Source organism: Mycobacterium sp. (assembly GCF_049683935.1).
In the GTDB taxonomy this organism is placed as follows: Bacteria; Actinomycetota; Actinomycetes; order Mycobacteriales; family Mycobacteriaceae; genus Mycobacterium.
Genome location: NZ_JBAUJR010000266.1, coordinates 1 through 16103 on the forward strand (window position 1 = coordinate 1; position 16103 = coordinate 16103).

The 16103-nt window shown below is 66.3% G+C and carries 11 protein-coding genes and 1 pseudogene; 5 read left to right on the forward strand and 7 right to left on the reverse strand.

All coding sequences use genetic code 11. From position 1 onward, the window contains the following. Positions 1–1239: L-erythrulose 1-kinase (gene lerK / locus WA965_RS15580; protein ID WP_526301327.1), on the reverse strand; the 1239-nt coding region annotated here is incomplete at its 3' end. A 97-nt stretch (positions 1240–1336) separates the two neighbouring features. Continuing rightward, entirely contained in the window at positions 1337–2080 is a 744-nt protein-coding gene (locus WA965_RS15585; RefSeq protein ID WP_526301325.1) for a GntR family transcriptional regulator, read from the reverse strand. A gap of 173 nt (positions 2081–2253) precedes the next feature. Between WA965_RS15585 and WA965_RS15590 the strand changes: the two genes are divergently transcribed. The 3 genes from WA965_RS15590 to WA965_RS15600 all read left to right on the forward strand — a co-directional run bounded on the left by WA965_RS15590 (position 2254) and on the right by WA965_RS15600 (position 5628). Next, a complete protein-coding gene (locus tag WA965_RS15590; RefSeq protein ID WP_526301323.1) occupies positions 2254–3174 on the forward strand; it encodes a sugar phosphate isomerase/epimerase family protein in 921 nt (306 codons plus the stop codon). Positions 3175–3197: 23 nt separating this feature from the next. Then, positions 3198–4160 (forward strand): 3-hydroxyacyl-CoA dehydrogenase family protein, encoded by a 963-nt coding sequence (locus tag WA965_RS15595; RefSeq protein ID WP_526301321.1) that lies wholly within the window; start codon positions 3198–3200, stop codon positions 4158–4160. Between the two features lie 67 nt (positions 4161–4227). Then, complete coding sequence (locus WA965_RS15600) at positions 4228–5628, forward strand: GntP family permease (protein ID WP_526301319.1); 1401 nt, start codon at positions 4228–4230, stop codon at positions 5626–5628. A 22-nt stretch (positions 5629–5650) separates the two neighbouring features. Here the strand turns inward: WA965_RS15600 and WA965_RS15605 are convergent, their stop codons facing one another. Further along, positions 5651–6220 (reverse strand): TIGR03086 family metal-binding protein, encoded by a 570-nt coding sequence (locus WA965_RS15605; RefSeq protein WP_526301317.1) that lies wholly within the window; start codon positions 6218–6220, stop codon positions 5651–5653. An 81-nt stretch (positions 6221–6301) separates the two neighbouring features. Here WA965_RS15605 and WA965_RS15610 point away from each other — a divergent pair, with 81 nt between their 5' ends. Next, a complete protein-coding gene (locus tag WA965_RS15610) occupies positions 6302–7162 on the forward strand; it encodes an LLM class F420-dependent oxidoreductase (protein ID WP_526301315.1) in 861 nt (286 codons plus the stop codon). A gap of 486 nt (positions 7163–7648) precedes the next feature. Here WA965_RS15610 and gltD read toward each other — a convergent pair whose 3' ends face one another. Together gltD and gltB are read right to left on the reverse strand one after the other, a co-directional pair. Further along, positions 7649–9115, reverse strand: a complete 1467-nt coding sequence (gene gltD / locus WA965_RS15615) for a glutamate synthase small subunit (RefSeq protein ID WP_526301313.1) — start codon at positions 9113–9115, stop codon at positions 7649–7651. Beyond that, positions 9108–13715 carry a glutamate synthase large subunit gene (gene gltB, locus WA965_RS15620; RefSeq protein WP_526301311.1) on the reverse strand — a complete coding sequence of 1536 codons (4608 nt, stop codon included), beginning with the start codon at positions 13713–13715 and terminating at the stop codon, positions 9108–9110. Before gltB ends, gltD begins: the two co-directional genes overlap by 8 nt. Positions 13716–14355: 640 nt before the next feature. Between gltB and WA965_RS15625 the strand changes: the two genes are divergently transcribed. Further along, the gene (locus tag WA965_RS15625; protein WP_526301309.1) at positions 14356–15159 is read left to right on the forward strand and encodes a PaaI family thioesterase; all 804 of its coding nucleotides are present in this window, start codon (positions 14356–14358) and stop codon (positions 15157–15159) included. Positions 15160–15163: 4 nt separating this feature from the next. On the opposite strand, the gene WA965_RS15630 is transcribed toward WA965_RS15625, so the two are convergent. Both WA965_RS15630 and WA965_RS15635 read right to left on the reverse strand, forming a co-directional pair. After that, positions 15164–15709, reverse strand: coding sequence for a Dps family protein (locus tag WA965_RS15630; RefSeq protein WP_526301307.1), 546 nt, complete (start codon positions 15707–15709; stop codon positions 15164–15166). A 69-nt stretch (positions 15710–15778) separates the two neighbouring features. After that, a pseudogene (locus WA965_RS15635) lies at positions 15779–16103 on the reverse strand (DNA-3-methyladenine glycosylase 2 family protein); the annotation flags it as partial.

Here is a 16103-nt window from a genome sequence, read left to right on the forward strand (position 1 = left end):
AGCTTGTGCCGCGCCGCGAGAGCCGAACGCCATCCCCTGGCCGTGATCACCGTCGCCGGCGACCGCGTCGAGGCGGCCCAGTTCGGCCTCGTTCTCGGCGCACACCGTCTGAAAGGCCTCCAGCACCGCGACGATGCGCTGGGCGCAGGCCTGGGAATCCTCACTCGACTGCGGGATCTCCGCCTCGGCCGCGTCCCAGATACCTGTGCGCGCAGGACGTTCCACGTCGGGCATCGCCCCGCGACGGTAGGCGGGCGTCTCCACCGGTGCCATCCACAGCTTTTCCAATTCCTCGTCGAGGAACACCAGGGTCAGCGACAGGCCGGCCATGTCGAGGCTGGTGACGAACTCACCGACCTCCGGGCGCACGGCGGTGAGACCTTTTTCCTCGAGGCGTTGGGCGATACGTCCGTAAACGACGAAGAGCTCTTCGTATTTCACCGTGCCGAGCCCGTTCAGGATCACTGCCACTCGGCCGTCATATCCGTGCTCGCCGCGCTTCGGCTCCTCGGTCATGAGTTGGTCGAACAACAGGTCGGCGACCTCGGCCGCGGTGCCGAGACCGTCGTCCCGCACGCCCGGCTCGCCGTGGATTCCGAGTCCCACGCCCATCCGGCCTTTCTCGACGTGGAACAGCGGCTCGTCGGCCCCGGGCAGGGTGCACCCGTCGAACGCCAAACCGAACGAACGGGTCGCGTCGTTCGCTTTCCAGGCCACCCGCTCGGCCTCGTCGAGGTCCGCACCGGCCTCGATGGCCGCTCCGGCGATCTTGAAGACGGGTAGGTCACCGGCGACGCCCCGGCGGTCGCGGTGGTTCTCCGGATCGTTGGAGGCGATGTCGTCGCTGACGGTGACGATGCGCACGTCGATTCCCTCGTGACGCAGCTTTTCCGCGGCCAGACCGAAGTGCAGGACGTCCCCGGCGTAGTTGCCGAACCCCAGGATGACGCCGCCGCCGTTCTCGGCGTTGCGCACTACGGAGTACACCTCCGAGGCCGAGGGCGAGGAGAAGATGTTGCCGCAGGGCGCGCCGTGGCCCATACCGGGTCCGACCCAACCGGCAAAGGCGGGATAGTGCCCGGACCCTCCGCCTATCACGAGTGCGGGCTGCCCCTGCGGCGTCTGCGTCGAGCGGGCCACTCCACCGGGAACCTCGGCGAGGAGTTCGGGGTGGGAGGCGACGAGGCCACGAACCGCCTCGTCGGCGAAGTCGTCTGCAGAGTTGAGGAGGTACGTCATTGTTCCGTCCTTCGGATGCGGCGTGCGCCGGTCAGCGCCGCGGGAGCTGGCCGACCCAGTGTTCGATCTCACATCCTATAGGATCAGCGCCATCAAATCAGCGGTTGATGTGATGACCGTTTTCTGGGCGCCCGTTGGTGCTGCGCGCCCCACCGGCCCGGACGGCCTGCGCGTGCTCGGCCAGCGCCCGCTCCTTCACACCACCGATATGCGCGTGCATGATGCGGTACACCTCCGGGCCGTAGCCCCGCCGCAGTGCGGCCAGAAGCTCGCGGTGCTCGGCGATCGCGCACGCCGAATCCCGGACGCCCACCCCGATGAACAACCGGAAGCGTTGCCCGTGCCCGCCCAATGCGTCATACGCCCGCAACAGCGCACCGTTGTCGGCATGTTCGGCGATCAGTCGGTGGAATCGCTCGTCCGCACGGTGGTAGGCCCTGATCGCCGCGGCATCAGAGGTGTGCGGTGCCCGTTCCTGCTCGGCGATCGCGTTCTCCAGGGCGTCCAGTAGACCGGCATCGACCCTGCTACAGGCCAGTTCCGCCAGCTGGGACTCGATGAGCAGACGAGCATCCATGATGTCCGCGATCTCCTTGGCATCGGGCATCTCCGGCACGCGATACCCGCGCATCGCCACCCGGACCACATTGCCGGTGGACTCGAGGCGGGCCAATGCCTCGCGCACCGGGGTGGGCGAGACGCCCAGGTGCCGTGCCGTCCCGTCGATGCTGATCGGATCTCCGGAGTGCAACGTGCCGTCGAGGAGCAGGTCCATCAGGCGCTCGTAGACCTGGTCGACGAGCGTGCTGCGCACAGGGATCGCGTACTCGTCGGCTCCCACCTCGGGCCTTTCCGCATTTCGACGGGCCCACCACCGACCCGGACGCCGGGTTCGTGGTTCACCCCGTCGATGCACACGACGCTCTGATCCAGCGGACAGAGTTTAACCCGCCATTGACATCAGGCACCCGCTAACCTATATCCTATATGATCTAGATCACGACGGAGGTCCGTATGCATTCGGCTCACACCTGGCCGATCGCGGCCAACATGCTCGGGTTCGGCAATCGCGCACCCGACGGCGGCCACATCAAGGACGCGCCGGCCTCTGTGTGGGCCGCGCAGCTGCGCCAAGTCCGCGAACTCGGGTTCGACTCCATCGATCCCACCGATGCATGGGTTCCCCTGGCCGCCCTGTCCGACGATCGTGTCGAGGAGTTCCGCACCGTCCTGCGGGACGAGGGTCTCGCGCTCTCGTCGATCTCGATGACCCGCAACTCGGTCGTCGACGTGACCAACGGCCCCCAGAACCTCGCCGACGCGCACCGACTCATCGATCTGGCGCCATCCTTCGGTGCCACCATCGTGAACACCGGTTTCATGCAGGCCATCACCCCCGAACAGGGCGAGCAGATCTGGTTCTGGTTGGTGGAAGGGCACGTCGATGACCCCGCTCTGCGCGACCTGGCCGTGGAACGCATTCGCGAGTTGGGTGACCACGCCCGGACCAACGGGATCCAACTGAGCCTCGAGATGTACGAGGACACCTACATCGGGACACCGGACGAGGCGGTCGGCTTCCTCCGCGACGTGGACCACGACGCGGTGGGCCTCAACCCAGACCTGGGCAACCTGATCCGGCTGCACCGGCCGATGCCCCATTTCAGCGAGATGTTCGCCAAAGTCCTTCCGTACTCGAACTTCTGGCACATCAAGAACTACTCGCGCGACTACGACCCGGCAACCGGGGCGTACAGCTCTGCGCCGCTGCCGCTCAAGCACGGATACATCAACTATCGCCAAATGATCCGGCTCGCACTCGAACTCGGCTACACCGGGCCGTTCTGCTGCGAGCACTACGGCTCTGACTCCCTGGGCGTATGCGCCGAGAACCGGGAGTACATCGAGCAGGTTCTCACCTCAGCACTCGCCTGACCTCCAACCCCGAAGGACATCGCATGCGCAAGATCAACACCGTCACAGTCGTCGGCGCCGGATACATGGGCGGCGGAATCGCTCAGGTTCTCGCCCTGAGCGGCTTCAAGGTTCAGATAGCCGACGTCAGCACAGAAGCCACCCACGAGGCCCTCAAGAGGTTGGAGAGGGAGGCCGGGGAGTTCGAGGAACAGGGACTGTTCGGCCCGGGCAGCGCAGAGACCATCATGAGCAATCTGACCGCCGGGGACAGCCTGGACGACGCGGTCTCCGATGTCGACTTCGTGATGGAAGCCGTCTTCGAAGACCCCGACGTCAAAAAGGAAGTCCTGGAGCGGATCTGCAAGAGCGCCCGCCCCGACACGATCATCGGTACCAACACCTCCACCATCCCGGTCAAGGTGCTGGTGGACGCGGTCACCAACCCCGAGCGGTTCCTCACCGTGCACTTCTCCAACCCCGCACCGTTCATTCCCGGCGTCGAGCTGGTCGCCGGCGAGGCCACCACCCAGGAGGTGATCGACTCGGTCAAGGATCTCCTGGCGCGGGCCGGCCGTGAGGGTGCCCAGGTCGCCGACACACCCGGCATGGCGCTGAACCGGCTGCAGTATGCGCTTCTCAAGGAAGCGACTCTGATCGTCGAGCAGGGCGTCGCTTCGGTGGAGGACGTCGACACCATCGTGCGCACCACCTTCGGTTTCCGGCTCGGGTTCTTCGGACCGTTCGCCATCGCCGACCAGGCCGGACTTCCGGTGTACGCCAAGGGTTACACCACCCTGGAGAACGAGTTCGGCGAGCGCATGGCCACCCCCAAGCTGCTCACCGACGCCGTCGCCGACGGCCGCGAAGGGACCAAGAACGGCAAGGGCCTGACCGGCGACTTCGACGACGACACGAAGGCCGCAGTCATCGCCTACCGGAACAAGGCGTACTCCCGCATGGGGGATCTGCTGCGCGAGCTCGGGCCTGCGCCGAAAGGATCCTGACCGCTCCAGATCAGGCGGCTTCGTCGACGACCGCCTTCCTCGTCTGCCAACCCCGTAAGGAAACCCCATGGACGAAGTAGTTCTCGCGGAGCGGCCCGCCGCCCTGCTCGTCGCCATCGCCCTAGCCGCCATCGTCGTGCTGCTGTTCCTGATCATCAAGGTCAGGCTGCACGCCTTCTTCTCGCTGATCGTGGTCAGCGTGCTGACCGGCCTGGCGGCGGGCATCAGCATGGGCGACGTCGTCAGCGTGGTGATCGACGGCTTCAGTACCACCGTCGGTGCGGTGGCGTTGCTCGTCGGCTTCGGTGCGGTACTCGGACGACTGGTCGAGATGACCGGTGGCGCACAGACGTTGGCCGACAGGATGCTGCAGAGGTTCGGTGAGGACAGAGCACCGCTGGCTCTGGCCGTAGCCTCGCTGTTCTACGCCTTCCCGATCTTCCTCGATGCCGGTTTCATCGTCATGCTGCCCATCATCTACACCGTGGCTCGGCGGCTGGGCGGATCGTTCATGCTCTACGTGCTGCCGTCCATCGGCGCATTCCTGATGATGCACGCATTGACGCCTCCGCATCCCGGCCCGACGGCGGCAGCGACGGTGATGGGTGCCGACGTCGGGATGGTGGTCATCGTTGCGCTGCTCGTCGGACTGCCGACGTGGTACCTCGCCGGCTACCGACTGGGCCTGCTCATCGCCAAGCGCTATCCGAACATGCCGGTGCCCAACCTGCTCGGCGAGCCCAAGGACTACCCGGAGGACGAGCGGCCGGGCTTCTGGACGATCATCTTCGTACTGTTGCTGCCTCTGGTGTTGATCTTCTTCAACACGGTGTTCTCCACGCTCGAGGCAGATGGCGCCGTGAGCGACGACAGCATCGCGTTCCAGCTGTCCCGCCTGATCGGGACGACCTCCATGGCACTGTTGATCACCGTCCTGCTGGCGATGGTGCTGCTGTATGTCGTGCCGCGGCGACGACGCGGCGAGTCGATCGGTGGCGTGCTGGAGAACCTCGTCGACGATGCGCTGGCGCCGGTCTGCTCGATCATCCTGATCACCGGGGCGGGCGGCGCCTTCGGCAGGATCCTCACCGAGACCGGAATCGGTCAGACCCTGGCCGACGGCCTGGACGCCGTGGGCCTGCCGGTCATGCTCGCCGGCTTCCTGATCGCGATCATCTTCCGGGTGGCGCAGGGCTCGGCCACCGTCGCGGCGACCACCGCGGGTTCGATCATGGCGCCCGCCGTGGCCGAGATGAACCTCGGCGCGATCCCGCTGGCGGCGGTCGTCGTCGGCATCTGCGCCGGCTCGATCACGTTCTCCCACGTGAACGACTCCGGATTCTGGTTGATCGGGCGGTTCTGCGGCTTCGACACCGTGACGACGTTGAAGACGTGGACGGTGGTGGCCACGGCGATCGGCTTCATGTCGTTCGCGCTGGCCTCGGTCGTTTACCTGGTCGCCAGCTGAAGTCGTCCCCGCCGCGCTGCGCTCACCCCGCGGACCATCGCGGATCACGCCCGCTGAGCCCGACGATGCGATCGATGACGGGCGCGTCGTCCGGGACCGCAACCGCGGGTCCGAAGAGTCCTTCCGTTCCTGACGTGTCGAACTGCGCGAGATGGCTCAGACAGGCCCGCCCGGTGGCCACGTCGACGTCGTAGGGCTGCCCGGTCACCCGGGCCACGTCCCACCCGTGGATGACCACCTCTGCCAGCGCCACCGATCCGGCCACCTCGCCAGGTAGGTCGACGCCGCCCGCCCGCGTCATACCGGTCCAGGCTTCGGGCCGGGTCCAGGACTGCGCCAGCACGGCGAGGTGGTCGGGATAGGTCCTTCGCCAGTCCTGTTCCAGGCCAACCACTTCCTCGGGTGGTGTGTCGGTCAACGGCCCCAGTTCCTTTCGGGCTGCGGCGTCGAAAGCGACCGAAAGCGCCCCGATGTGCGCCACCAGTTCCCGCAACGTCATATCCCTGCACGGGGTGGCCGCGTCCAATTGGTCATCTCGGACGTCGGCCAGCACCGCGATCATGCGTCGGCACGGTTGGGTCAAATCGATCATGCCGGTATCGACCTGCAGTCGGGCCGAAACTCATCGCCCGTGCCAGGTACCGCCCAGGAAACGCGACTAGCCTCGGTACACGTGCGATTCGCCTTCAAAACCTCACCTCAGAACACCACCTGGTCGGACATGCTGGCCATCTGGAAGGCCGCCGACGACATCGACGTGTTCGAGTCGGGCTGGACGTTCGATCACTTCTATCCGATTTTCTCCGATCCCACCGGTCCCTGCCTGGAGGGCTGGGTGACGCTGACCGCCCTCGCCCAGGCCACCACCCGACTGCGGGTCGGCGTGCTCGTCACCGGCATCCACTACCGCCATCCCGCAGTGCTGGCCAATATGGCCTCCACTCTGGACATCGTGTCCAACGGTCGTCTCGAATTGGGGATCGGGGCGGGGTGGAACGAGGAGGAGTCCGGCGCTTACGGCATCGAACTCGGCAGCATCACGGAGCGATTCGACCGATTCGAGGAGGCGTGCCAGGTGCTCAAGGGTCTCCTGACACAGGAGACCACCACGTTCGACGGCAAGTTCTATCAGCTCGTCGACGCCCGCAACGAGCCCAAAGGCCCGCAACGACCCCACCCTCCGATCTGCATCGGCGGCAGTGGCGAGAAGCGCACGCTGCGGATCACCGCGCAGTACGCCGATCACTGGAACTTCGTCGGGGGCACGCCGCAGGAGTTCGCCCGCAAGCGCGACGTGCTTGCGGCGCACTGCGCCGACGTCGGCCGGGATCCGAAGGAGATCACGCTGTCGGCCCATATCCGGCTCGGCGAAGACCACAACTACCGCAAGGTGGTCGAGGATGCGATCGCGTTGGGAGCTGAGGGATTGGATCTGGCGATCATCTACCTGCCGCCGCCCTACGACCCGGCGGTCCTGGAACCGCTGGCCTCGGCGATCGCCGAATCCGGACTGCTCGGCAGCAAAGACCAGTAGCGGTCACAGACCGATAACGATCAGGCAAACATGTGGCGACCGGCCGCCACGAGGGCGAATCGGTGGGCCGCGAGTTCGCTAGACGCCGTAACGGAGGAGTTCGTCAGCGGTGATCAACCGCTCGTGCTTTGCCGGGAATTCCCGGCTCTTGACGGGGTGACGGAACAATGACCAGGCCATACGCCTCACCCGGTACCGGGCGATCGAGTTGTTGTACACGGTGATTACTCCTGCGGTGTTCCAATAGCTGGACCGGGGAGCCACCTTACCGCAGCGCCCTTACCGAGTCATTAGATACCTCGCTGCTGGCTAACTGAAGGAGGCACGCCGAGTAAAGATCGGATGTTTTTATTGTGACTGGAGTGGTCAATGTGACGGAAGTGACGGTGTGAAACCGGTCACGGACGCGAAAGTGAGACCAGGGTCGTGAAACCGTCCCGGTGCACAGCCCTCAGGTCACACTCGACGCCGACCGGGCGCAAGCGCTTATCGCTGCGGCACCATCGTGGGCTTGATCGGCGCCGGCAATGCAGTACGCCCCATCAGATAGCGGTCCACACCGGCAGCCGCGGCGCGCCCCTCGGCTATCGCCCAGACGATCAGAGACTGCCCGCGTCCCATGTCGCCGGCGACGTACACCCCGGGCACCGACGTGGCGAATGCATCGTCGCGCGACACGTTGCCTCGGTCGGACATCTCGACCCGCAGATCGGACAGCAGCCCTTCGCGTTCCGGACCGGTGAATCCCATCGCCAACAGCACCAAATCGGCAGGCAACTCGAAATCGGTCCCGTCGATCTTCTCGAACTTGCCGGCCTTCATCTCGACCTCATGGCCGCGCAGTGCGGTCACCTTGCCGTCGTCGCCCAGGAACTGCTCGGTGTTCACCGAGTAGACCCGCTCACCACCCTCTTCGTGTGCGGAGGTCACCCTGAACATCAGCGGGTAGGTCGGCCAAGGGGTCGAATCGGCCCGCGTCTCGGGAGGCCGCGGCATGATCTCGAACTGATGCACGCTGGCCGCACCCTGCCGGTGGGCGGTACCCAGGCAGTCCGCGCCGGTGTCGCCGCCGCCGATGATGATGACGTTCTTGCCCTTGGCCGTGATGGGCGGCTGACCGTCGTCGTCGACCACCGAGTCACCCAACTGGACCCGGTTCGCCCAGGGCAGGTACTCCATGGCCTGGTAGACACCCTCGAAGTCCCTGCCCGGAATCGGCAGGTCGCGGCGTGCGGTCGCCCCGCCGGCCAGCACCACAGCGTCGAACTGGGAGCGCAGCTCTGTTGCGGTGACGTCCACACCCACGTTCACCCCGGTGCGGAACTCGGTGCCCTCGGCGCGCATCTGATCGAGACGCCGGTCGATGTGACGCTTCTCCATCTTGAACTCCGGGATGCCGTAACGCAGCAGACCGCCGATCCGGTCATCCCGCTCGAAAACGGTCACCGTATGTCCGGCCCGCGTCAACTGTTGGGCGGCAGCCAAACCTGCGGGTCCGGAACCCACGACGGCGACGGTCTTGCCGGTCAACCGATCCGGTGGCAGTGGCACCACCCAGCCCTCGTTGAAGGCGTTGTCGATGATCTCGACCTCGACCTGCTTGATGGTCACCGGGTCCTGGTTGATACCCAGCACGCACGAGCCCTCGCACGGTGCCGGACACAGCCGCCCGGTGAACTCGGGGAAGTTGTTGGTCGCGTGCAACCGCTCGATGGCATCACGCCACCGATCGGTACGCACCAGGTCGTTCCACTCAGGGATGAGGTTACCCAGCGGACACCCGTTGTGGCAGAACGGAATACCGCAGTCCATGCATCGGCTCGCCTGCGCCTTGAGCGTGTCGTGGGAGAAGTCGTCATAGACCTCTTTCCAGTCGCGCAGCCGCAGGTCGACCGGACGGCGGGGCGGGGTCTCGCGACGGGTGACCTTCAGGAATCCGCGGGGATCAGGCATTCGCGGCCGCCATGATCGCCTCGTCCACATTCGCGCCGGTCTGTTCGGCCTCGGCGATCGCCTCCAACACGCGCTTGAAGTCGCGGGGCATCACCTTCTTGAAGTGCCTCATTTCACCGCTCCAATCGGCCAGAATCCGTTGTCCCACTGCTGAATCGGTAGCGTCAACATGCTCCTGGATCATGCCGTGCAGCCACACGGCGTCTTCGGAATCGGGGCCCTCGAGTGCCTCGAGCTCCACCATCTCGGCGTTGAGGTTGTCGGGCAGCACCTCATCGGGGTCGTAGACGAAACCGACACCGCCGGACATGCCCGCGGCGAAGTTGCGGCCGGTCGGGCCAAGGATGACCACCCGGCCGCCGGTCATGTACTCACACCCGTGATCGCCGACACCCTCGACGACCGCGTGCGCGCCGGAGTTACGCACGGCGAACCGCTCGCCGACCTGGCCGCGGAGGAACAACCGGCCGCTGGTGGCACCGAAGAGGATCACGTTGCCGGCGATGATGTTGTCCTCGGCCACGTAGTCAGCGGGCGCCCCCTCGGACGGCCGGACCACCACCCGACCACCGGACAGGCCCTTGCCGACGTAGTCGTTGGCATCGCCGTACACCCGAAGCGTGATGCCGCTGGGCACAAACGCCCCGAAGCTGTTGCCCGCCGAGCCGGTGAAGGTGATGTCGATCGTGCCGTCCGGAAGGCCCTGACCGCCATACGCTTTGGTCACCTCGTGGCCGAGCATCGTGCCGACCGTGCGGTTGACGTTGGTGATCGTCGTCGAGAAACGGACTGGCGACTCCGAGTCGAGGGCCTCGCGGCACTGCGCGATCAACTGCTGGTCCAGCGCTTTGTCCAGACCGTGGTCCTGGCGCGAACTGCAGTACAGGTCCTGATTCATGAATGCCGATTCGGGCTCGTGCAGCACCGGCGCAAGGTCCAGCTTGTGCGCCTTCCAGTGCTGGGCCGCCTGGGCGGTGTCGAGTGCACCGACCTGTCCGACCATCTCGTTGACGGTACGGAATCCCAACTGCGCCATCAGCTCGCGGACTTCCTCGGCGATGAACATGAAGAAGTTCTCGACGAATTCGGGCTTGGCGTTGAATCGCTTGCGCAGTTCCGGGTTCTGCGTGGCCACCCCCACCGGGCAGGTGTCGAGGTGACAGACACGCATCATGATGCAGCCGGCAACCACCAGCGGTGCGGTGGCGAACCCGAATTCCTCGGCGCCCAACAGCGCGGCGACCACGACGTCGCGACCGGTCTTGAGCTGGCCATCGACCTGGACGACGATGCGGTCCCGTAAACCGTTGAGCAGCAGGGTCTGCTGCGTCTCCGCCAGTCCGAGCTCCCACGGAGCGCCCGCATGTTTCTGTGACGTCAGCGGGGTGGCGCCGGTGCCGCCGTCATGCCCGGAGATCAGCACGACGTCGGCGTGCGCTTTGGATACGCCTGCGGCGACGGTGCCGACCCCGTTCTCGCTCACCAGCTTCACGTGTACCCGCGCCTGCGGATTCGCGTTCTTCAGATCGTGGATCAGCTGTGCCAGATCCTCGATCGAGTAGATGTCGTGGTGCGGCGGCGGCGAGATCAGGCCGACGCCGGGGGTCGAGTGACGCACCTCGGCCACCCACGGGTACACCTTGTGGCCCGGAAGCTGGCCGCCCTCACCGGGTTTGGCGCCCTGGGCCATCTTGATCTGGATGTCGGTGCAGTTGGACAGGTAGTGGCTGGTCACGCCGAACCGGCCCGAGGCGACCTGTTTGATGGCACTGCGACGCCAGTCGCCGTTCTCTTCGCGGTCGAACCGCGACACGGACTCACCGCCCTCACCCGAGTTCGACCGTCCGCCGAGTCGGTTCATCGCGATGGCGAGCGTCTCGTGGGCTTCGGCGGAGATCGAGCCGTAGCTCATCGCCCCGGTCGAGAACCTCTTCACGATCTCGGCGGCGGACTCCACCTCGTCGATGGGTACGGGTGCCCGCCCAGCCTCGTCACCGGTGCGGAACTTCAGCAACCCGCGCAGCGAGGCCATCCGCTCGCTCTGGTCGTCGACCAGCGAGGTGTACTCCTTGAAGATCGAGTACTGCCCGGTGCGCGTCGCGTGCTGCAGCTTGAACACCGTGTCGGGGTTGAACAGGTGGTACTCGCCCTCGCGGCGCCACTGGTATTCGCCGCCGACCTCGAGTTCGCGGTGCGCCCACTCGTCGGGCCGGTCCAGGTAGGCCAGCGCGTGCCGCGCGGCGACGTCGTCGGCGATGTCGTCGAGGTCGATGCCGCCGACCGGACACGACAGGCCGGTGAAGTACTCGTCGAGCACCTTCTGGCTGATGCCGATGGCCTGGAAGAGCTGAGCACCGGTGTAGGAGGCCAGCGTGGAGATGCCCATCTTGGACATCACCTTGAGCACACCCTTGCCGGCCGCCTTGACGTAGTTGGCCTTGGCCTGATCGCTGGAGATGTCGACGATCACCCCGCGGTCGACCATGTCCTCGATGGATTCGAACGCCATGTAGGGGTTGATCGCCGCGGCCCCGAAGCCCACCAGGCAGGCCATGTGGTGGACCTCGCGGGCGTCGCCCGCCTCGACGACCAAGCCGACCTGGGTGCGGGTGCGTTCACGCACCAGGTGGTGATGCACGGCCGACACGCTCAGCAGCGACGGGATGGGCGCCATCTGCTCGTTGGACTCGCGGTCGGACAGCACGATGATGCGTGCGCCGTCGCGGATCGCCGAGGACACCTTCGCGCGGACGTTGTCGAGCGCCTCCTTGAGGCCCTGACCGCCGCGGTTCACCGGGTAGAGGCACCGGATCACCGCCGCACGCAACCCGTGCTTGTGGCCCCGGATCTCGTGGTCGGGGTCGACACAGATCAGCTTCGAGAGCTCGGCATTACGCAGGATGGGCTGCGGCAGGACGATCTGCCTGCACGACGCGGCGCCCGGGTTGAGCAGATCGCCCTCCGGACCGACGGTGCCCGACAGGCTGGTCACGACCTCTTCGCGGATGGCGTCCAGCGGCGGGTTGGTCACCTGGGCGAACAGCTGCTGGAAGTAGTCGTAGAACATCCGGGGCCGCGCCGACAACACCGCGACGGGGGTGTCGGTACCCATCGACCCGAGGGCTTCGGCGCCGGTTCGCGCCATCGGCGCCACCAGCAGATTCAACTCTTCGTAGGTGTAACCGAACGCCTGCTGACGCAGCACGACGCGGTGGTGGGGCATGCGCACGTAGTCACCGGGCGGAAGCTCGTCGACGTTGAACAACCCCGCATCGAGCCACTCCCGGTACGGCTGCTCGGAGGCGAGTTCGGCCTTGATCTCCTCGTCGGCGACGATCCGGCCCTGGGCGGTGTCGACGAGGAACATGCGGCCGGGCTGCAGCCTCATCTTCTTGACGACGGTGCCGGGGTCGAGGTCGAGGACACCGGCCTCCGAGGCCATCACCACCAGGCCGTCACTGGTCACCCAGATCCGCGACGGACGCAGGCCGTTGCGGTCCAGCACAGCGCCGATGACGGTTCCGTCGGTGAAGCACACCGACGCGGGACCGTCCCACGGCTCCATCAGCGAGGCGTGGTACTCGTAAAACGCCCGGCGGGCGGGTTCCATCGACTCGTGGCGCTCCCAGGCCTCCGGGATCATCATCAGCATGGCGTGCGGCAGGCTGCGTCCGCCCAGGTGCAGCAATTCGAGCACCTCGTCGAAGCGCGCGGTGTCCGACGCCCCGGGGGTGCAGACGGGGACGACCTTGTCGAGATCCTGACCGCCGAACACATCGGTCTTGATCAGCGCTTCCCGGGCCCGCATCCAGTTCTCGTTGCCGGTCACGGTGTTGATCTCGCCGTTGTGCGCAACCCGGCGGAAGGGGTGCGCCAGCGGCCACGACGGGAAGGTGTTGGTGGAGAACCGCGAGTGCACGATGCCCAGTGCGCTGGTCAGGCGCTCGTCCTGCAGGTCGAGGTAGAACGCCCTTAGCTGCGGCGTTGTCAGCATCCCCTTGTACACGAAGGTCTGGCCGGAAAGGCTTGGAAAGTAGACGGTTTCGCGGCCCGGACCGTCCTGACCGGGTCCTTTGGTGCCGAGCTCGTGCTCAGCACGTTTGCGCACCACGTAGGCGCGGCGTTCCAGATCCATTCCGGAGGCGCCGGCCATGAACACCTGACGGAAGGTCGGCATCGCGTCGCGGGCCAGCGCCCCGAGCGAGGAGTCGTCGGTCGGCACGTCGCGCCATCCCAGGACGTGCAGCCCCTCGGCCTCGGCGATCTTCTCCACCGACTCGCACGCGCTGGCCGCGTCCTTCGACGATTGCGGCAAGAACGCGATACCGGTGGCGTAGGCGCCCGCTTCGGGCAGCTCGAAGCCTTCGTTCTGGCAAACGGCCCGAAAGTACTCGTCGGGCACCTGCAGCAGGATGCCGGCACCGTCGCCGGTGTTCGGCTCCGCGCCCTGGGCGCCGCGGTGCTCGAGGTTCAGCAAGGCGGTGATGGCCTTGTCGACGATGTCGCGGCTGCGACGACCGTGCATGTCGGCCACCATCGCCACGCCGCACGCATCGTGCTCGAACGCGGGGTTGTACAGCCCTTGACGACTGGGCGCCATTCCCACCTACCTTTTTTTTCGTGCACACGCCTTCGCGGAGCGCAGGGACGGCAACCGTCGACGAGAGCGTTAGCCGGTATGGCGATGGAGGTACCTTCGTGCAGCACCGAACGACGGCCCTTTTCCCACTCGCCACAAGTGGTGAAAACGATATGACAAAGGGCCACTGACATGCCAACTTAGTCCGCCCTAAGTAGGTTCGCCGACCGCGCCGTCCGCGTGACGCGTTCCCGCCCAGGTCACAGGCCAATAGCGTTGCCGCGGCATCCTTTTCGGAGCGCCGATGATCAGGGGCCACAGGTGAGGGAAAGATCACTCCCGGCGCCCTGATCGAAAGAAAATTAGCTGTGCGCATTCTTTCTCATTCTGTGCTGCGACGACGCCCTCCGCAAAATTTGCGCAAAAGCTTAGTCGGATTCTTAGAAACCCGTCACAGGGACCCCGGACCTCGCCTCAGGCGACCTCATCGCCCGCGGTGTCAGCGGCGTGCCGTATTTCGCTGTCTGCCAGCGGTTTTGCCTACCGCGGCGGGCCGTTCGGGGCGCTTGCCGACACCACGACGGCCCACAGGGCCGTGGTCGGGCGTCCGGCATACCCACCCCGGGTATGGGCTGATCGCACCTGCCGTCAAGCTGCAGGGGTGCCTCACCCGCTGAACACCCCGCTCGGTCGCTTCGGGATCGACACCACCGACGAGGGTCCGGGGTGCTGTGTCGCCTCGATTCCGGCGGCGGGCGTGCTCAATCCGCTGACCGGCGCGCCGACGATCGCGCCGCTGGCGATGTTGGTCGACCATATCGGCGGTTTGAGCAATCACGGTCGCCGCGCCGAGCGCGAGTGGACGGTGTCGAGTGAGTTGTCCCTCGAGGTGACGCCTGACGCCGTCGACGTCATCGCCCGGCACCCCGACGACCCGGTCGTGGGCACATCGCGCCCGCTGGGCCGGAAGGACACCTCGGCGTTGGCGCTGTGTGAGCTCAGCGTCGGCGGGGACGTCGTCGCAACTGCGACGGTCCGCTCCTTCTACGTCGGTGTTCCCGACGGCCTGGCGGGGTGGCCCGATGGCCAGACGGGGTCGACGGTCGGCGCGTCACTGGCCGAACTCATGGCAGTGCAGATCGGCGAAACCGGCGGCGCTGCAACGGTTCTGGTGCAGCACGACGATCCGGTTCTCAACAACGCAGTCGGCGCGGTACACGGCGGGGTGTCGTCGATGGGACTGGAACTGGTCGGGTCGGCGGCGCTGAACCGTGACGGCGCGGACACCCTGCTGCGCACTGCCTCGCTCCGGGTGAATTTTCTGCGGCCGTTCCACGGCGGCGCCGACGCCCACTACGTCGCCAGACCGCTGCACGCGGGTCGCCGCAGCGGCGTGGCGGAGACGCAGGCAATCGGCGCCGACGGCAGAATTGCCCTGGCAGCCCGACTGACCGCCTACCGGTGATGTCCTAAGACTTCTTGGCCTTGCTCGCCGCAGACTTCTCGCTGGTGGCGCCCTCGGCGACCAGCTCGCCGCCGGCGTTCTCGAGGTGTGCCCGCACGAACCACTGGAACTTCTCGAGTTCCCCTGCGTGGCCGATCAGCATGTCCTCGGACACCGGATCGAGGTCGCCGAGCACCTCGATGCTCTTGCGGGTGTCCTCGACGACGCCGTTGTAGACCAGATTCACCGCGGCCAGATGGGCGAGCACGGTGTCACGGTTGACCGAGTAGTCGTCCCAGGTGCGGTCGTTGATGATGGCGCCAGGAGTACCCAGCGGCGACTTGCCCAGGGCGGCGATGCGCTCGGCCACTTCGTCGGCGTATCCGCGCACCAGCTCGACCTGCGGGTCGATCATCTCGTGGACGCCGATGAAGTTCGGGCCCACCACGTTCCAGTGCACGTGCTTGAGGGTCAGGTGCAGGTCGTTGTACCGGCTGAGCGCCTTCTGCAGCAGCTCTGCGACCTCGGCGCCGTCCTTCGCGGACATGCCGGGCACGGTAAATGAAGTCATGGTCAGCTCCTTCGCTTGTCTCGCGTCGTGTACCCGGGCGGACTTCGTGATAATCACGTGCGGGCAGCATCACAGTTCGGCCAGATTCGGGATGGGCGCACGCGGCCCGAACCGCGGATTGACGGCGAGTCCGCTGGCTTCCAGCGTCCGCACCGCCCGGTGCCGGTGCGGACGGATCGGCTCGAGCAGATCGAGCATCTGTGTGTCGTCGATCGGGTGCCCGAGCAGGCTCCAGCCCACCATTTTCGCGAGGTGGTAGTCACCGACCGACAGCGCGTCGGCGTCGCCGAAGGCGCGCTGCGCCGTCTCGGCGGCCGTCCACTCCCCCACGCCCGGCAGCGACATCAACGCCGCGCGCGCCGCTTCTGCGGGGCGTTTGACCAGCCTCTCCAGC